The sequence below is a fragment of the Neisseria perflava genome (assembly GCF_002863305.2).
GTDB lineage: Bacteria > Pseudomonadota > Gammaproteobacteria > Burkholderiales > Neisseriaceae > Neisseria > Neisseria perflava_A.
This window is the reverse complement of the sequence record NZ_CP136962.1, coordinates 189,709-207,393: the sequence shown is the minus strand read 5'-3', so window position 1 is coordinate 207,393 and position 17,685 is coordinate 189,709. Positions and strand designations below refer to the sequence as shown.

At 48.4% G+C, this 17,685-nt stretch carries 15 protein-coding genes; 6 read left to right on the top strand and 9 right to left on the bottom strand.

Translation table 11 applies throughout. The annotated features are described in order from the left end of the window. Positions 1-57 precede the first annotated feature (57 nt). The gene (locus CYJ98_RS00945; protein WP_070459299.1) at positions 58-804 is read right to left on the bottom strand and encodes an amino acid ABC transporter permease; all 747 of its coding nucleotides are present in this window, start codon (positions 802-804) and stop codon (positions 58-60) included. A 327-nt stretch (positions 805-1,131) separates the two neighbouring features. Between CYJ98_RS00945 and yegQ the strand changes: the two genes are divergently transcribed. Further along, complete coding sequence (gene yegQ, locus CYJ98_RS00940; RefSeq protein WP_101755928.1) at positions 1,132-2,487, top strand: tRNA 5-hydroxyuridine modification protein YegQ; 1,356 nt, start codon at positions 1,132-1,134, stop codon at positions 2,485-2,487. A gap of 62 nt (positions 2,488-2,549) precedes the next feature. Here the strand turns inward: yegQ and hemC are convergent, their stop codons facing one another. Then, entirely contained in the window at positions 2,550-3,485 is a 936-nt protein-coding gene (hemC, locus tag CYJ98_RS00935; RefSeq protein ID WP_101755949.1) for a hydroxymethylbilane synthase, read from the bottom strand. A 118-nt stretch (positions 3,486-3,603) separates the two neighbouring features. On the opposite strand from hemC, the gene ybeY reads away from it, so the two are divergent. The 5 genes from ybeY to CYJ98_RS00910 all read left to right on the top strand — a co-directional run bounded on the left by ybeY (position 3,604) and on the right by CYJ98_RS00910 (position 7,483). Beyond that, positions 3,604-4,119, top strand: a complete 516-nt coding sequence (gene ybeY, locus CYJ98_RS00930) for an rRNA maturation RNase YbeY (RefSeq protein WP_070826620.1) — start codon at positions 3,604-3,606, stop codon at positions 4,117-4,119. Position 4,120: 1 nt separating this feature from the next. Continuing rightward, on the top strand, positions 4,121-4,963 hold the full coding sequence (locus CYJ98_RS00925; RefSeq protein ID WP_070843481.1) for an HlyC/CorC family transporter: 843 nt from the start codon (positions 4,121-4,123) through the stop codon (positions 4,961-4,963). Continuing rightward, complete coding sequence (locus tag CYJ98_RS00920) at positions 4,960-5,697, top strand: methionine ABC transporter ATP-binding protein (protein ID WP_070583450.1); 738 nt, start codon at positions 4,960-4,962, stop codon at positions 5,695-5,697. The genes CYJ98_RS00925 and CYJ98_RS00920 overlap by 4 nt, the downstream gene beginning before the upstream one ends. 1 nt (position 5,698) lies before the next feature. Next, complete coding sequence (locus CYJ98_RS00915) at positions 5,699-6,385, top strand: methionine ABC transporter permease (protein WP_101755927.1); 687 nt, start codon at positions 5,699-5,701, stop codon at positions 6,383-6,385. A gap of 186 nt (positions 6,386-6,571) precedes the next feature. Further along, the gene (locus CYJ98_RS00910; protein WP_101755926.1) at positions 6,572-7,483 is read left to right on the top strand and encodes a MetQ/NlpA family ABC transporter substrate-binding protein; all 912 of its coding nucleotides are present in this window, start codon (positions 6,572-6,574) and stop codon (positions 7,481-7,483) included. 591 nt (positions 7,484-8,074) lie between these two features. On the opposite strand, the gene CYJ98_RS00905 is transcribed toward CYJ98_RS00910, so the two are convergent. The 7 genes from CYJ98_RS00905 to CYJ98_RS00875 all read right to left on the bottom strand — a co-directional run bounded on the left by CYJ98_RS00905 (position 8,075) and on the right by CYJ98_RS00875 (position 17,423). Next, positions 8,075-9,100 carry an FAD:protein FMN transferase gene (locus tag CYJ98_RS00905; protein ID WP_101755925.1) on the bottom strand — a complete coding sequence of 342 codons (1,026 nt, stop codon included), beginning with the start codon at positions 9,098-9,100 and terminating at the stop codon, positions 8,075-8,077. Positions 9,101-9,218: 118 nt separating this feature from the next. Continuing rightward, positions 9,219-9,713, bottom strand: a complete 495-nt coding sequence (locus tag CYJ98_RS00900) for a nitrous oxide reductase accessory protein NosL (protein WP_004519674.1) — start codon at positions 9,711-9,713, stop codon at positions 9,219-9,221. Further along, positions 9,710-10,540, bottom strand: coding sequence for an ABC transporter permease (locus CYJ98_RS00895; protein WP_004519673.1), 831 nt, complete (start codon positions 10,538-10,540; stop codon positions 9,710-9,712). The genes CYJ98_RS00900 and CYJ98_RS00895 overlap by 4 nt, the downstream gene beginning before the upstream one ends. Next, positions 10,537-11,436 carry an ABC transporter ATP-binding protein gene (locus tag CYJ98_RS00890; protein WP_004519672.1) on the bottom strand — a complete coding sequence of 300 codons (900 nt, stop codon included), beginning with the start codon at positions 11,434-11,436 and terminating at the stop codon, positions 10,537-10,539. Before CYJ98_RS00890 ends, CYJ98_RS00895 begins: the two co-directional genes overlap by 4 nt. A gap of 56 nt (positions 11,437-11,492) precedes the next feature. Beyond that, the gene (locus tag CYJ98_RS00885) at positions 11,493-12,872 is read right to left on the bottom strand and encodes a nitrous oxide reductase family maturation protein NosD (RefSeq protein WP_419150074.1); all 1,380 of its coding nucleotides are present in this window, start codon (positions 12,870-12,872) and stop codon (positions 11,493-11,495) included. A 198-nt stretch (positions 12,873-13,070) separates the two neighbouring features. After that, positions 13,071-15,038 (bottom strand): TAT-dependent nitrous-oxide reductase, encoded by a 1,968-nt coding sequence (gene nosZ, locus CYJ98_RS00880; RefSeq protein WP_036493194.1) that lies wholly within the window; start codon positions 15,036-15,038, stop codon positions 13,071-13,073. A 108-nt stretch (positions 15,039-15,146) separates the two neighbouring features. Then, entirely contained in the window at positions 15,147-17,423 is a 2,277-nt protein-coding gene (locus CYJ98_RS00875; protein ID WP_101755948.1) for a NosR/NirI family protein, read from the bottom strand. Positions 17,424-17,685 lie beyond the last annotated feature (262 nt).

Here is a 17,685-nt window from a genome sequence, read left to right as displayed (position 1 = left end):
ATTGACGGCAAATAAAAAAGGAAGACTTGAAAAAGTCTTCCTTTTTTGTCTTCCTAATTAATGAAGTTTTACGTTATAGCGACGTTCCAAACGTAAGAATACCCATCCTAATACACTTGTCAATACAAGATAAATCAATGCAACCGTATAAAGTGGCTCTTGGAATATCGAATACTGACCTGTGATTGCTTTTTGAACAGACATAAGTTCAGGAACTGCAATAACAGACAGCAAAGAACTATCTTTCAAAAGTGTGATAAATTCACCTGCAAGTGGCGGCAACATACGGCGAAGAGCCTGAGGCAAAATCACATAACGCATCGCCTGGGTATAGGTCAGACCCAAAGAACGCGCAGCTTCCATTTGGCCTTTATCAATCGACTGGATACCGGCACGGAAAATCTCACAAACATATGCACCCGAGTTGGCAATCAAAGCCATTACACCTGCGATCAATGGACCATAAGAGCGACGAAAATTAATTGCAGATTCTCCGCTGATTAATGCACCATCGGTAGGATGTACAAAAAATGGGAAAATAACAAAAGCCCAAATAATAACTTGAGCAAGCAATGGCGTACCGCGGAACAACGCAACATACACAAAAGAAATCTTACGCAACACCCAAGCCAAGGCACGTATCGGCGCACCGGCTTTTTCCGGATTAACCAAACGAGCCAATGCCAGCAGCAAACCTAAAATCGAACCGCCAATCGTTGCAACCACTGTAATTCCCAGCGTTGCTAATACGCCGTAAAAAAACATCCAGCGGTATTCATAAATAATGTCAAAACGAAAATCCATAAACCTTCCGTCGGTCAAAATCGGTAACTAATCCGAATATTTTTTAAAATTAAGCTTGATATTTTACAAGAAAATACATTGCTTGAACGGTTTTTTGTTAAATTATTCCGCCAAACTCTGCTTTTTTTACATTTCCAATGAATTGCAGCCCCTTTTCTCCTTTGCCCATACAGGACATTTTCCGTATAAAAAACAAAGCGCAAACCCGACACAAAATTGACCGAAACACAAAAACAGCGGATAATCCGCCCATTCTTCAAACATCTTTCAGACGGCCTTCCCTCTTTCCTTGAGGGCCGTCTGAAAACATTTTAAAAAGCATAAAACATGAAAGCACCCGAACTCTTATTGCCTGCAGGTGGCCTCGAACGTATGCGCGCCGCCTACGACTACGGCGCAGACGCCGTTTACGCCGGCAGCCCGCGTTACTCCCTGCGCGCCCGCAACAACGAATTTGCCAAACTCGACGTTCTCGAGCAAGGCATTAAAGAAGCGCACGAGCGCAACAAAAAATTCTTCCTGACCGTCAATACGCTACCGCACAACTCCAAACTCAAAACCTTCGTTTCCGATATGGAGCCCTTGATTGCCATGAAACCTGACGCGCTGATTATGGCGGATCCGGGTTTGATCATGACCGTGCGCGAAAAATGGCCGGAAATGCCGATCCACCTATCCGTTCAAGCAAACACCACCAACTACTGGGGCGTAAAATTCTGGCAAAACATCGGTGTCGAACGCATTATTCTGTCGCGCGAATTGAGCATGGAAGAAATCGCCGAAATCCGCCAAGAATGCCCCGACATCGAACTCGAAGTCTTCATTCACGGCGCATTGTGTATCGCCTACTCCGGCCGCTGCCTGCTCTCCGGCTACTTCAACCACCGCGATCCCAACCAAGGCACCTGCACCAACTCCTGCCGTTGGGATTACAAGGTTCACAACGCCACTGAAAGCGATGCAGGCGATGCCCAGCTTCTGCAAGGTTTCAACTTTGAAAAAGCCCAAGAAGAAGCCAACCAAAACTTTGAAGGCATCAATGGTCAAAAACGCCACCCATACGCTGACAAAGTTTTCCTGATTGAAGAGTCCAACCGCCCGGGCGAAATGATGCCGATTATGGAAGACGAGCACGGCACCTACATCATGAACTCCAAAGACCTTCGCGGCATTGAAGTGGTTGAAAAACTGGCCAAAATCGGCGTAGACAGCCTCAAAGTCGAAGGCCGCACCAAATCACTTTATTATGTTGCACGCGTGGCCCAGTCCTACCGCAAAGCGATTGACGATGCCGTTGCAGGCCGTCCGTTTGACTACGGCTTGTTGAGCGAACTCGAAGGCCTTGCCAACCGTGGCTACACCAGCGGCTTCCTCGAGCGCCACCAAACTCAGGATTACCAAAACTACCTGACCGGCCACTCCATCGCCAAACAAAGCCAATATGTCGGCCACGTTACCGAAATCGATGAAAACGGCTGGGCGACCATCGAAGTCAAAAACCGCTTTGCCATCGGCGATTCACTCGAAATCATCCACCCGAGCGGCAACCAAACCATCAAATTGGAACAAATGACCCGCAAAGGCCAGCCTGTCGATGTTGCCCCAGGCAACGGCATTCAGGTCAAAATCCCTAACATGCAGGGCAAAGAAAAAGCTTTGGTTGCGCGGATTATGAATCCTTAAGCATCAACAAAATAAAGGCCGTCTGAAAGTTTCAGACGGCCTTTTAAATGATCTATGTTGTTTTAAGCCTGTTCTTGCAATACGGCGGCAATCAATTCTTCCGCACCATCATCCGCCAGTTTTTTGGCGACTGCACGACCCAAGGCATCGGCGTATTCGGCTGGGGCTTGCGCGTCCGCCTGCAAAATAACCGAACCGTCAGGATGGCCGACCAAGCCGCGCAAGGTCAGCAAGCCGTTTTCTTCAGTACAATATGCGGCCAGCGGCACTTGGCAGCTTCCGCCCAAAGCGCGCGCCAAAGCGCGTTCGGCCGTAACGCAGGCGTGTGTGGTATCGTGGCTCAAAGGCTTTAAGATTTCGTACAAATCTTCGCGATGCGCTGCAATTTCAATACCCAATGCGCCTTGTCCGGCGGCAGGCAGGCTGTCGGATTCTGTCAAAATCATGCGGATGCGTTCGTCCAATTCCAGACGCTGTAAACCGGCGGCGGCCAAAATAATCGCGTCGTATTCGCCGTTATCGAGTTTGGACAAACGGGTTTGCACATTGCCGCGCAAAGGTTTGATAACCAAATGTGGATAGCGCGCGCGCAACTGGGCTTCGCGACGCAGGCTGGATGTACCGACGACGGCGCCTTTGGGCATTTCTTCCAAACGCGCGTATTGGTTGGACACAAACGCGTCAAACGGATTGGCGCGTTCGCCGATGGCCGCAAGCGCGAAACCTTCAGGCAAATCCATCGGCACATCTTTAATCGAGTGCACGGCCAAGTCGGCCCGACCGTCATACAAAGCCTGTTCCAACTCTTTGACAAACAAGCCTTTACCGCCAACCTTTGACAAAGTTCTGTCCAAAATCTGGTCGCCGCGCGTGGTCATGCCCAAAATCTCGACTTCGCAATCGGGATACAGGGCTTTCAGACGGCCTTGGATATGTTTTGCCTGCCACATGGCAAGCAGGCTTTCGCGACTGGCGATAACGAGTTTTTTCGGGTTCATAATGGTTGCCTGAAAGATGGAAAACGGCATGAAGTCTATCATATTTTGGGCGGTTTTTCAGACGGCATGAGGGGGAATATGTTATATTTACATCTAAAAACCAAATTTTCGGGACAACATGAAACGCGCCAAACAATATCCTTTTTTATCCTTACAGCGGCAACGTTTTCATCTGAACTTTGAAAACGCTTCTTCCGCCGCCAACCTTCCTTCAGAGAACGACTTCTACCGCTGGGCGTGGTCTGCCTTGAAAAACGAATACCGCCGCGCAGACATCAGCCTGATTCTTCTGGACGAAGAAGAAGCCCGCGCCTACAACCGTGACTACCGCGGCAAAGATTACGCCACCAATGTATTGAGTTTCGCGCTCAACGAAGGCGAAATCCTGCCCGACCAGTTTTCAGACGGCCTGTATGGCGATTTGGTGATTTGCCCGCAAGTGGTTTTGAAAGAAGCCGCCGAACAAGGCAAAACACCCGAGCAGCATTTTGCCCACCTGACCATACACGGTACTTTACACCTGATGGGCTACGACCACATTGAAGACGATGAAGCCGAAATAATGGAAGCCGAAGAAATCCGCCTGATGCTGGCAGCAGGCTTCCCCAACCCCTACCAAGAGGACGAATATTAAAATGGACGGTACGCAGTCGAAACCCAAGTTTTTCGAACGCCTGATCTCCCGACTTGCCGGCGAGCCCGACTCCGCCGAAGACGTATTGACCCTACTGCGCCAAGCGCACGAACAGGAAGTTTTTGATGCCGACACACTGACCCGGCTGGAAAAAGTATTGGACTTTGCCGAGCTGGAAGTGCGCGATGCCATGATTACGCGCAGCCGCATGAACGTATTGAAAGAAAACGACAGCATCGAGCGCATCACAGCCTACATCATCGAAACCGCCCATTCACGTTTCCCCGTCATCGGCGAAGACAAAGACGAAGTTTTGGGCATTTTGCATGCCAAAGACCTGCTCAAATATATGTTTAACCCCGAGCAGTTCCACCTGAAATCCGTCTTGCGCCCTGCCGTTTTCGTTCCCGAAGGCAAGTCACTGGCCTCCCTTTTAAAAGAGTTCCGCGAACAGCGCAACCACATGGCGATTGTCATCGATGAATACGGCGGCACATCCGGCCTGGTAACCTTTGAAGACATCATCGAGCAAATCGTCGGCGACATCGAAGACGAGTTTGACGAAGACGACAGCGCCGACAATATCCACGCCGTTTCTTCCGAACGCTGGCGCATCCACGCCGCAACCGAAATCGAAGACATCAACGCCTTTTTCGGCACGGAATATAGCAGCGAAGAAGCCGACACCATCGGTGGCCTGGTCATTCAAGAATTGGGGCACCTGCCCGTACGCGGCGAAAAAGTCATCATCGGCAGCCTGCAATTTACCGTCGCACGCGCCGACAACCGCCGTCTGCACACCCTGATGGCCACACGAATTAAAGAAAACACGGATAAACCATGATTATTCTGGATCACGTCTCCAAACACTATCAAACACGCGACAAAAAAGACTTTGTCGCTGTCGAGCCGACCAGCCTCGAAATCAAACAGGGTGAAATCTTTGGCCTGATGGGCTACTCCGGTGCAGGCAAATCCACCCTACTGCGTCTGATTAACTTATTGGAACGTCCGGATACAGGTACCGTCAGCGTATACGGCCAAGAGCTGACCGCGCTCAACGCCACGCAACTGCGCCACGCCAGACAAAACATCGGCATGGTATTCCAACAGTTCAACCTATTGAGCAACCGTACCGTTGCCGAAAACGTCGCTTTTCCTTTAGAAATTGCCAAATGGCCGTCTAAAAAAATCCAAGCGCGTGTTGAAGAATGTTTGGAAATCGTCGACTTGCAAGACCGCGCCAACCATTACCCGTCCCAACTTTCCGGCGGTCAAAAACAACGTGTCGGCATTGCCCGTGCGCTGGCGCCGCAACCTCAAGTCATCCTCGCCGACGAACCCACTTCCGCCCTCGACCCAGCCACTACGCGCAGCGTTTTGAAGTGTTTGGAAGACATCAACCGACGTTTCAACGTAACCATCGTCATCGTTACCCACGAAATGAGCGTTATCCGCCGCCTGTGCGACCGTGCCGCCCTCTTGGACAAAGGCCGTCTGCTGGAAATCGTTGAAGTACACGGCAACCAAATCCATGCCCAATCCGAAATCGGGCAAGAGCTGATTCGAGAGGACTAATATGGCAGATTTAACATTTGAAAGTGCTGTTGCGACCATCGTCAGCATGAAGGGCGAAATTATCCAAGCCTTGGGCGAAACCTTTATTATGGTCGGCCTATCGACTACTTTCGCCGTTATCTTCGGTACGGTTTTGGGCGTATTGCTGTTTGTGACATCAAGTCATCAGTTGCACTACAACAAACAGCTGAATTTGTTTTTAGACAACCTGGTCAACCTGATGCGTGCATTCCCTTTCGTCATCCTGATGATTGCCATGATTCCTGTTACACGCGCCATCATCGGCACGACCATCGGCCCGGTTGCCGCCTCATTGGTATTGAGCGTATCCGGCCTGTTCTACTTCGCCCGCCTGGTCGAGCAAAACCTGCGCGAAGTACCCAGAGGCGTGATTGAAGCGGCCTCCGCAATGGGTGCTTCCCCCATGAGCATCATCTGCAAAGTGCTTTTGAATGAAGCACGCGCTGGTATGGTTTCCAGCATTACAGTATTGGCTATCGGCCTTCTGTCATACAGCGCGGCGGCAGGTATGATCGGCGGTGGCGGTTTGGGTGACCTTGCCATCCGTTACGGCTACTACCGCTATCAAATGGAAGTCATCATCTTCATCGTCGCCATCCTGGTTTTACTCGTTATCCTTATTCAAGGTATCGGCAACAGATTGGCACGCAAACTGGATAAACGTTAAGCAAACAGGCCGTCTGAAATGGACTTACTATTTTTCAGACGGCCTGTTATCTATTTAGGGCATATATTCCAAATAAATTTACAAAAAACGTCCTCATATTTCCAAAATAGATTTACAATTCCTCTTTTTTAACGGCGGCAGCTTGAGGCCGTCTGAAACCGTTTTATCATCCATCAGGAGCAAAATATGAAAACCAACACATTCTTCAAAACCCTTTCAGCCGCTGCGCTGGCCATCGTACTGGCTGCCTGCGGCGGTCAAAAAGACAGTACGCCTGCTGCTTCTGCCACATCTTCTGCCGACAACGGTACAGAGAAAAAAGAAATCGTCTTCGGTACAACCGTCGGCGATTTCGGCGATATGGTAAAAGACCAAATCCAACCGGCTTTGGAGAAAAAAGGCTATAAAGTCAAACTGATCGAGTTCACCGACTATGTACGCCCCAACCTTGCTTTGGCTGAAGGCGAGTTGGACATCAACATCTTCCAACACAAACCTTATCTGGATGACTTCAAAAAGGAACACAAGTTGGACATCGTTGAAGCCTTCCAAGTACCGACCGCACCTTTGGGCCTGTATCCTGGCAAATTGAAATCTTTGGACGAAGTGAAAGACGGCGTCAGCGTTTCTGCACCTAACGACCCATCTAACTTTGCCCGTGCATTGGTTATGTTGAACGAATTGGGCTGGATTAAACTGAAAGCCGACGTTGATCCGCTGACTGCTTCTAAAAACGATATTGCCGAGAATCCTAAAAACATCCAAATCGTAGAACTCGAAGCCGCCCAACTGCCGCGCAGCCGTGCCGACGTTGACTTTGCCGTCGTTAACGGCAACTACGCCATGAGCAGCGGCATGAAACTGACTGAAGCCCTGTTCCAAGAGCCAAGCTTTGCCTACGTTAACTGGTCTGCCGTCCGCACTGCCGACAAAGACAGCCAATGGCTGAAAGATGTAACCGAAGCCTACAACTCTGACGAGTTCAAAGCTTACTCACAAAAACGCTTTGCCGGTTACAAATATCCTGCTGCATGGGGTGAAAACGCAGCTGCAAGCGCTCAAGCCGAAGCTGCTTCTACTGCTTCTGCAACCAAATAAGTAACTTTTTGAAAAAAGGCCGTCTGAACCTTCAGACGGCCTTTTTCTATTGCTTATCTCTTCTCAAAGCTCAAAACAAGTTTTTTGATTAACGCCAAATACTTACATAATTCCCTTTTTAAACCAAATCAATATGTTGTAAAAAAGTTCAATAAGAAATCATGTTTTTATTCAATAGAATCAATCACTAAATGAATTATTCTACTTTTTTATAATATTCACTAGTAATGTTCCGCTTATCCTGATATTATACCGCTCATCTAAAGACATCCGGTTGTCCGCATTACAGACCGTTCATCTGAATTGCTTCAAACCACTTTGTCGGATTTTCCCATATTATGTTGTGTTTCTCCGTATCGAAGGGGTTTGAGCGGTCGAAATACCGTTTTGCTTAGATATTAAAGCTTCGTGCTTTGAAATGAGTGAATTTTTGTTTTAAGTGTCGTAATCTCTTGCTAATTACTCCCAGCTGCAAGAGTTTCAGGGTTGCCCCCTTGGGCAGCCCTTCTTTTTTATCTTCTATTTTTTCAGCAATCAAGCCTTCCCTGCCCTATACACATAGTCAAAACTGCAGGCAAGGCCGCCCTTCCCTCAGTCTCCAATCTTCTTCAATTCATTATTCGGCATCACCAGCCAAACCTGTGCCTTTTTAACTTGAGCCGCAGTACGGATGGCCGCCTCATCCATAATGGAGAATGCGGTAGAAAAGGCATCGGCAACCGCCGCACTCTCCGCCATGACACTCATGCTTTTATAACGCGGCTGGCTTCCGCCTGTGCGCGGGTCAAACAGATGGGTAAATTTGCCTGCCTCGTCCATTACCGTGCCATAGCCGCCCGATGTGGCAAACGCTTGATTTTTCATGGCAATGGTGGTCAAGATTTGGTCTTCTTGGTCGGGATTGCGAATGCTGACATTCCACTCGCGCTGGTTGGCATTATCAAAGCCGTAAATCTCTCCCATATCAATCAATGCCTGGGTAACGCCTTGCTGCTTTAATAACTCGACTACTTTATCAGTGATATAGCCCTGCGCAATGCCGTTGAGCGACAAGCCCATGCCTTTTTGGGCAAAACGGATTTCTTTGGTATCAAAATCGACTTTGTTGAAATCCACTAATTTAAGCGTGTCTTTGATACTGCGCTCAGATGGTGGCGTTTCGGTTTTTGGGTTTCGCCTGAAATGATCGGCATACAGATTCCACAATGGCTGAATGCTAGGATCAAATGCACCTTGCGTCAGCTGATGGATATCTCGGCTGATACTGAGCAGCTGTAAAAAATCGGATGGCGGATTTTTCAGACGGCCTTCTCGGTTTAAACGGCTGATTAGGCTGTCGTCCCGATACAGGCTGAAGATTTTTTCCAACCGTAAAACTTCCGCCAATACTTTGTTGACCAATATTTCCGCCTGCCTGCGCCCAATACCGAACAAACGCAATTCTGCACCCGAGCCTAATGCAATCCCTTTCCAGATAACAGGCTGCCCTTCTTGATTCGGGCCGGCTGAATGAGTCGGCCGATTGGTTTTTCGGCTGATGGCAAAGGGAATGCCGGCACCGGCGGCAAGTGTGGTGGCGATGGCAATGAAGCGGCGACGCGTTAAAGGGGTGGACATAAAGTATTCCTTAGATTTTTTATCTTTATATTGAAAGCCGCATTCATTAAATCATCAATCGACAGCTTCCAACACAAAGGCCGTCTGAAACTGTTTCAGACGGCCTTTATTGGTTGTTTTATTTGAAAATGTATTCGTCGGGCATCTCTGCAAAACCGACTACTCTGCCGCCTTTTTCTTTGGCGAATTTTTCAGCCTGAGCCTTGTCGGCAAACGGAAGCGCATCTTCCGCACCCATGCCGCCGATAAAGCTGCTTTCAATAACGTAATAGGCCTTTTTCGCATCTATCCATTCAGTGTCGGCATTGGGTTTTTCCCAATCTTTGACTTTACCCATATCGGTAACATAGATGGCATGAATGCCTTTAGGCTCTTCGGGCAGTTTGGTGTAACCGAACATCTGCTTGATAGTGGAAAACCAAACCGGTTTGTCAGGTTTGCCGTTCAAGAAGATTTGCGCTTTAGGGCCGTTGTGTTCAGTCAAATTCATGCTGCAGTAATGACCGACTGCGCTGTCGCTGATTTGTTGGGGCGCAGGCGGAGGGCTGTTATCCTGCTTGCTGCAGGCTGCTAATGCGATGAGTGTGAAGGTTGTCAATAATATTTTTCTCATATTTGTCGCTTTCCGAAAATCCAGGCGGCTAAAATCAAAGGAATGATAACCCATAATACCTGAGCCGTCAGCAAAATAGGCATACTCAGGCTGATTTGTTCGCTCAAACCTGCCATGCCGGCATACATGGCTGTATTTTCGTAACCCGTCAGGTTCAGCAGACGGTAAATGTCTGCGGGGTTGAACAAAAGAACGGTTTCCACTACAGGCGCGGTAATGACTTGTTCGGTATCGGCAACCAAAACACCCAAAAGCGCCATATCGAAAATAACGACAAAAAACAGCCATACGCCGATGGCGATACCGGCGGCTGTACCGCGTTCTTTAACTTTTGCGCTGATCAAATAGCCCATGGACAAAAAGGCTGCGCCAAGAATCACGCTGGCAGCAATCAAAAGGGCGAAAGGTTGCCATGCGGCAATATCAAAACCGCCGTTGGCAAGCTGAAGGGTAATACCTGCCAATCCGTAGCCTGCGGTGGTAGCAAGGGCAAGAATGATGAGGTGGCCGATAAATTTACCGGCAAGGATTTGGTTGCGCGAGATGGGGTAACTTAGCAACAACGCCATTGTACCGCGCTCGATTTCGCCGATCAGTGCATCATAAGAGAGCAACATCGCAATCAGCGGGATCAAGAAGATAGACAGGCTGGACAGACTGACTACAGTTACCGTCAAGGGATCAACCTTGACCGAACCGGTAGGCGAGCTGCCGAGAAAGCCTAATGACAGTGCCAATGCGGCAAGCAAAAGTGCGGCGGCAAGAACCCAACGGTTGCGCAGGCTGTCTCGGACTTCTTTGCCGGTAATAATCCAAACGGGGTTCATACGTCTTCCCTCTTCAAGAATTGCGCGTACATATCATCAAGTGTTGGCGTGTGGATATCGATGTAGGCAAGACTGCCCAAATCACCCAATTCGCTCAAAAGTCCCATACGCTCTTCGGCTTTACATTGCGCTTTATACGACAGGCCGTCTGAAAGCGGATGCCAACGCTCGCTCAACGGGCGCGCTTCTTTCAAGCGGACGTTGACGGTCAGCGGTAGACCGCTTTGAACATGCAACTCATCCATGCTGCCGTCAGCAACTTTCACGCCGTTTTTCATAACGATGATGCGGTCGGCGTGGCCGTCAAGCTCGGCCAGTGCATGGGTGCTGAGCAATACGGTTGCGCCGCGCCCATTGAGTTCGCGCACAACTTCGTAAAACATTTGACGTGAAGCCGGATCAAGGCCGGTAGTTGGCTCGTCAAACAATAAAACTTTAGGCTCGCCCAACAAGGCTTGTGCCAAAGCGAGGCGTTGACGCATACCTTTAGAGTAAGTGCCGACACGGCGGCGTGCGGCCTGGGAAATGCCGACACGCTCGAGCAATTCGCGGTTTTTACTCAGGGGCTGTTTTTTTAGTTTGGCATAGAAATCCATGGTTTCGATACCGGTCAATGAAGGGTGCAATGCAACCGTTTCAGGCAGGTAACCGATTTGGCTGCGACGCTGCGCCCCTGCTTTACTGCCGGTCGGCTCTCCCAAAAGCATCACTTCGCCCTCGGTCGGCGTAATCAGGCCGAGTATCAGCTTCATAATGGTAGATTTGCCTGCACCGTTGTGTCCTGCCATGCCGACGCTCTCGCCAGCCTTGAGAACCAGATCGACTTGGTTGACGGCCTTTTGGCTGCCAAACTGCTTGGTCACGTTTCTTAATTCAACGTGGTTGGTACTGCTCATGGATATTCCTCTAGTGAATGTTTCAGACGGCCTTTGATATTGGGCCGTCTGAAAGGTTACATATTGGCATTTCCGCCTGTCAACGCACCGTTTTCGGCATTACCCCATTCGGATTGGTGCGTTTTTGCTTCATGCAGCAATTCGTCCTTCATGGCTTCGTATTTGGTTGTCGTTTTATTGCGGACAGGGTTCATCAAAGGCTTGCTGTCAATTACGCCGCCGGGCAGGATGGCGGGAAATTGAGATTGCGCCCATTTGACAATGCTGATGGCAGGGCTGTTCATCAATAACCGGGCGACGGGTGCGCGCCAGATGATTTGGTCGATAATCCCATTGGGACGGTAGGCACTGTCGCCGAAGCCGTCGCCGTCAAGGTCAAAGGCGCTGTTATCGCTCCAATAGTTGCCGCGACCACCCTCGCCCCAATCAAGGAAACGGGTGCTGACGTATTTGACTTGGCTTTCGTTGTTGATAAACGAATTATTGAACAGGCTTGTGCCTTCAATGGCCGCGGTAAAGTGAATACCGATTTGACAGTTTTCAAAATGGTTGTCGAAAATTTTATTGTAGTTGGCATTGTAGGCAAACACGCATTTGCCTGCCTTGTTGATCACATTATCGTGAATTTCGGAATAATTGACGTAGTTGAGCATAATGCCTTGGTCGCGGCTGCCAACGGCAATGTTGCCATACACTTTCAGGCGTTCGGAAAACATCAGCACATAACCCATATTGTTGCCGACGGAGATATTGTTGCTGACTTCGCTGTCATTGGTGTACATATAATGGACGGCAAAGCGCAAGTCGCTAAAGCGGTTGCCTTTGTAGGTATTATGAGTACTGGTATTTGAAAAAATACCGTCACGGCCTTTGGAAATATCGTTATCGACCACTTGCGCACCGGGCGCATTCCAGACGGTTACGCCGTTGCCGCGTTCGTTGACGCGCAGGTTTGCATCGCCGATGATTTTATTTTCCCGCACCATGGATTCTGCCGCACCGTGAATATACACGCCGACGGAATTGTCAATGATGTTGTTATGCTCCACCAGCGCGCGCGTTGCCGTCTCTTCTAAATAGATACCGGCATCCATTGCCGGCAAACTCATACCGGAATGGGAAACAGTCAGATTGCGCAAAGTTACATCAGGCGCATGAACGGCAACCGTCCTCCCGCTCCGGTCGCCGACAATCTTGGCGGAACGGTCGGCAGGGCCTTCGATGGTAATGGGTTTGTCGATATAGAGTTTGGTTTTGTATGTACCGGAGGCAAGCTTGAGCGTATCGCCGGCTTGGGCGCGCGCCAAAGCATCATTGAGATTGTCTTGTGTGGATACGTTGATGACTGCGGCAAAGGCCGTCTGAACCATGCTGCCAAGCAGCAATACGAGTGCGGCACGTTGCCATTTGGAACGATGGATTTGTGTGTGCGTCATAATCATATCTCTATTTCAGACGGCCTGCTTGCCGCATGATAAACCGATGCGGAAACAGGTATTTTGGTGTTATAGCAAAGCTGTCTGATGATGGCTTTCATTTTGTGGCCATATCGGCCGACAAACAACTTTGCTATAAAGGCCGTCTGAAAGAATGTTTTTTCAGACGGCCTGAAGAATTAAATCATCAAACCGAAATTATTTTGGTTTAACAATCATTTGGCCAGACATTTCCATGTGCAATGCGTGGCAGAACCATTGGCAGTAGTACCAGTGTACACCTGGACGGACAGCTTTGAAGGTTACAGAAGATGTAGCTTGCGGGCCAATCTCCATAGCAATGCCATAACCTTCCAAAGTAAAGCCGTGAGTCAAGTCTTCAATGGTCTCAACGTTGGTTACATATACGGTAACTTCGTCGCCTTGATTCACTTCAAATTGAGGAACGCTGTAAGCAGGCGCAACGGCAGTCATGTACACGCGTACTTTGTTGCCTTCACGTACGACTTTGGCAGCTTTTTCAAGCTCAACACCGTCTTTTTGAGCTTGTTCCAAAGCTTCTTGCCAGAACCATGGGTCTTTGCGGTCCCAAGTTTTACTTGGGTTTACTTTAGACGCGGCAACCAAGCACAAGTCGTGTGGTTCGGCAAAAGTCGGATTGTCATGCACCAGACGCATTTCGTCGCCGGAGATGTCGATCAATTGGTCACACTCAGGTTTCAAAGGACCGGCATTCAAGAAGCGGTCTTTAGAGAACTTGTTCAAAGATACCAACCATTTACCGTCGGCTTCTTTGGTTTCGCCCATGGTAGTGTGGTTGTGGCCAGGTTGATAGTGAACGTCGAGTTTTTGTTTGATCGGATCGATTTTCTCGCCTTTATAGGCTTTAATCGCATCGTCGATGTTCCATTTCACCATTTGGCTGTCGATAAACAATGTGGTATAGGCATTGCCGCGACCGTCAAATGCAGTGTGTAATGGGCCAAGACCCAGTTGAGGCTCGGCTACGACAACATCGCGCTCTTTGATTTTACCTGCAAACAAGTCATCCAGTTTGCTGACATCCAATACGGTAACGGTTGGAGACAGTTTACCGTTGAGCATGATGTATTTGCCGTCAGGGCTTGCATTACAGCCGTGAGGAGAGTTAGGAACCGGGATGTAACGAGTGTATGGAGAGTTGGCTTCCGCACGACCGTCCAACATTTTCACGCCGTTAACTTCTTTGAAGTCGCCTTTTTTGATGCCTTCTTCGATGGCGGCCAGGTTAAATACCACACACCAGTCTTGCTCGTTAGAAGAAGCACCTTGTACAGTCAGAGCGCGTTCAGAGTTATAGCAGGTAGAGAAAGAGTATTTACCTTGGTAGTCGGCATCGCCATTATCCAAGTTACCGTCTACCAATACTTGCCATGCGATGTCCATGGTTTCGCCGTCAACTGCAGTATAAACGGCATTCCAAGTTTTAGGATCATCCCATTTGCCTACGCCGTCAACAGGAACGATATGCTCGCCGTTGGCAAATACGTAGCCAGTTTTCGGATAGCGTTGAGGACGCAGACCGTGAACACCTGAAACGTTTGGAATTTCAACGATTTTATCGGTTTTCATCACATCCAAGCGGATACGGCAAACGCGGTTATTTGCTTTATCGTTGGCATATGCATAGCGGCCGTCGTAAGTTTGATCGGTAAAAGACAAGTGCGGGTGGTGCAAGTCGCCGTTAGGGTAGCAGCGCAGACCGCTGTCTTGCAGGAATTTACGGGTTTCCGGCGTAATTTTTTCATTCAAAATACGCAGGCTCTCGTTGGTACGACCCCAACCAGTAGCGCTATCCATATTGAATACAGGGATACGCATCAACTCACGCATAGAAGGTACGCCGATCAAGCGCATTTCGCCTGATTGACCGCCTGACAAGAAACCGTAGTATTGGTCAAGTTCGCCCGGACCGACTTCGGAAGTTTGTTTGCCCGGCTCGGCAGAATGAGCAGCGGCTTTTTCGGCAGGTGCAGCACCGGAAGCAGCAGCTTTATCACCCTCGCCGTTAGAGCAACCGGCCAAGCCCAACAAACCGGCACCGGCAATACCTGCACCGGAAGCAGCGGCAGTACCTAAGAATGAACGACGGCTTAAGCCGTTTTGTTCTAATTTTTCGTCTGACATACGACACTCCTTGGATAAAATCTGGCGGCCGATTTTTCAGACGGCCTGCCGATGAAAAATTTTCTAAGTCGGGCTGCCGATACAGCCCTCTTTTTTATTGATAAATTACTACTTGTCGACACTGATTGCCGATTCTTTTTTAACAAACTGGACGACTTGTTCTTGAGCATTTTGCGTCGCTGCCGCATCATGCTGTTCAGCTTTTGCCGCCGCTTGTTTTTGTTTTTTCTTATTCGTTGCCACTACTTGAGGACAACGCGTATCGTGATGATACATTACCTGACAATGCAGACATTGGATACATTCGTTCGGATGAATGTCGCCTTCAGGTGCGATTGCCTGTACGGGACATTCGTGTGTACAAATCTGGCATGGGTTACCGCACATTTTATAACGGCGCAGCCAATCAAACACACGGAAGCGGCCCGGCAATGCAATACCTGCACCCAAAGGACACAGATAACGGCAGAAGAAACGTTCGATGAACAAGCCTGCAATCAGCAAAGCGGCGGCGAACATAACAAACCACCATTCACGCATGAATTTCAAAATAATCGCAGTTTTGAAAGGTTCAACTTCTGCAAATTTTTCAGCAGTGCCCAAGTCGTACAGGGAAATAGCCAGCAAACCGAAGAAGATAACATATTTAATGGCTGTCAGGCGCGTATGCAACAGATGTGGCACAGTAATTTGTTTTACGCCCAGTTTTTTAGCAAGGCGATTGGTCAACTCCTGCAATGAACCGAAAGGACACAGCCAGCCACAGAACGTACCCCTGTTCCACAACAGCATAGTTGCCGCTGTAAAGAGCCACAGAATGAACACCAGCGGATCCATCAGGAAGAATTCCCAGTGGAATTCAGTCAAAATTGCGGAGAACAAGGTTAATGTATTGACAACCGATAATTGCGCTTGCGCATACCAACCAATATAAACCAGGGTAAATGTCAGGAAGCAGAGGCGGAAACGGTCATACCATTTTTCGTAACGTACAATCCAGTCTTGGAACAAGAATACCAACAGGAGAATTGTCAAAGCAATACCGACAACAATAATTTGACCTTGTTTGGCTTTCCAAACTTGTTTCCAAAGTTGGTTGGAAACACCATCATCACCGGCAGTCGCATCTTCGGCAATACCCGTACTTTCAGGTGCTGAAGCTGCAGCCGCAACTTGCTCAACCGGCGCGCTGATTTCAACAGGTGGTGCTTTTGGATCATCGACATAGTAGCCTTTTGGCAATTCGTAATCCAAATCTGCAGTTACGAAAGCTTTATCGTTAACGCTCAACACACGTTGAATCATCAGTTGTAAACGCCATGGCTCGGCAGCATCAAATTCCACACCTTCAGGGATAGTAAACCAAGAAACCTCTTTAAATGCAGGCGCACCTTCCGCTGCCAAAGCAACTACACGCTCATGTTGTGCATCGGTAAAACGGAAGCTGGTATCGCCCTGAATCATTTCGATACGGTCGAAGATACCGCCACGCACATAGCCTGAGCCTTTCCAAGAGTATCGGCCTTCACCGGCAACCATAATTGCCTGTTGACCTGGTTGCAAACGTTTTTGCAGATTATTCCAACCGGCTTCACCTAAAAGGCTTTTACCGATAGAAGGTTGGCTGACCAAAGCAACATATAAATCAACGAATGTATCGTTACCATCTCCCTGCTCTGCATGATCTGCAACACCGGCTTTACCGCCTTTTTCAAACAGTTTGTTGATATCGTCAACAGAAATATGCAGATGACCAACAGCTTTTTGTTCTAACAACGCATTCCAAGACTGAATGTCTTGTTTATCAGGATTCACAGCACGACGGGGACGGGTTTGAACCGCAGGCTCATTTGCAGCCTGCTCACCAGAAGCGGCAGCAGCACCGGCTTGAGTCGCTTTATCCGTACCCAAATGATATTGATGAATAACCGATTTGACAGAACGCTGAATACTGTCATTAATCACCATCAACGTTACAGTCGCACCGCTGATGATATCAGCAGGAGCCACACCTGGCTGAGGAGGATTTTTAATAAAATTTAAGCCAATATATTTATCAATGAATTTATCGACACGGGATTGCGGAATACCAATCAGCATAATTGGTTCATGGTGTTCAACCAATTTTGCTCCCGCAATAGTGCCATCATTGGCCAATGCGACCATCGTATCAATCGGCTTACTCGAATAACCACGCGTATTGACCACATCAGTCGTGATATAAACCAAGCCAAGCTGCTCTTCGCCTTTATATACACGAGCAACCAAAGGCTTACCTTCAGGTTTGCCGTAACGATCAGCACCAGGAAAAATTTCAGAAGGCTGAATTTTTGCCAAGAAATCAGGCAAGCGCTCTGCGTAAGCAGGTAGGCTTACTATCATCATAGAAAATACAGCAAACAGCACAAGGATTCGTTTCCAAATGCCACTTAAGCACTTCATTTCAAGACAGGACATGGCTATTCCCGATATATCGATACTCTAAACACTTATATTATATGAATCATCTATCGGCAATAATTTGATTAAAATCAAATTTACAAATCTTAAAACCAAATTCTACATGCTAATAATACTTTAGAACTATAAAAATAAATCTTTTATTAGTAGACATGAAATATAGGAAAATCAACTTAATTCAATAACC

What these genes read in the sequence shown, in the direction of transcription:
- CYJ98_RS00945 (WP_070459299.1), bottom strand. Translation starts at nt 804, where the DNA reads ATGGATTTTCGTTTTGACATTATTTATGAATACCGCTGGATGTTTTTT.
- yegQ (WP_101755928.1), top strand. Translation starts at nt 1,132, where the DNA reads ATGAAAGCACCCGAACTCTTATTGCCTGCAGGTGGCCTCGAACGTATG.
- hemC (WP_101755949.1), bottom strand. Translation starts at nt 3,485, where the DNA reads ATGAACCCGAAAAAACTCGTTATCGCCAGTCGCGAAAGCCTGCTTGCC.
- ybeY (WP_070826620.1), top strand. Translation starts at nt 3,604, where the DNA reads ATGAAACGCGCCAAACAATATCCTTTTTTATCCTTACAGCGGCAACGT.
- CYJ98_RS00925 (WP_070843481.1), top strand. Translation starts at nt 4,121, where the DNA reads ATGGACGGTACGCAGTCGAAACCCAAGTTTTTCGAACGCCTGATCTCC.
- CYJ98_RS00920 (WP_070583450.1), top strand. Translation starts at nt 4,960, where the DNA reads ATGATTATTCTGGATCACGTCTCCAAACACTATCAAACACGCGACAAA.
- CYJ98_RS00915 (WP_101755927.1), top strand. Translation starts at nt 5,699, where the DNA reads ATGGCAGATTTAACATTTGAAAGTGCTGTTGCGACCATCGTCAGCATG.
- CYJ98_RS00910 (WP_101755926.1), top strand. Translation starts at nt 6,572, where the DNA reads ATGAAAACCAACACATTCTTCAAAACCCTTTCAGCCGCTGCGCTGGCC.
- CYJ98_RS00905 (WP_101755925.1), bottom strand. Translation starts at nt 9,100, where the DNA reads ATGTCCACCCCTTTAACGCGTCGCCGCTTCATTGCCATCGCCACCACA.
- CYJ98_RS00900 (WP_004519674.1), bottom strand. Translation starts at nt 9,713, where the DNA reads ATGAGAAAAATATTATTGACAACCTTCACACTCATCGCATTAGCAGCC.
- CYJ98_RS00895 (WP_004519673.1), bottom strand. Translation starts at nt 10,540, where the DNA reads ATGAACCCCGTTTGGATTATTACCGGCAAAGAAGTCCGAGACAGCCTG.
- CYJ98_RS00890 (WP_004519672.1), bottom strand. Translation starts at nt 11,436, where the DNA reads ATGAGCAGTACCAACCACGTTGAATTAAGAAACGTGACCAAGCAGTTT.
- CYJ98_RS00885 (WP_419150074.1), bottom strand. Translation starts at nt 12,872, where the DNA reads ATGACGCACACACAAATCCATCGTTCCAAATGGCAACGTGCCGCACTC.
- nosZ (WP_036493194.1), bottom strand. Translation starts at nt 15,038, where the DNA reads ATGTCAGACGAAAAATTAGAACAAAACGGCTTAAGCCGTCGTTCATTC.
- CYJ98_RS00875 (WP_101755948.1), bottom strand. Translation starts at nt 17,423, where the DNA reads ATGATGATAGTAAGCCTACCTGCTTACGCAGAGCGCTTGCCTGATTTC.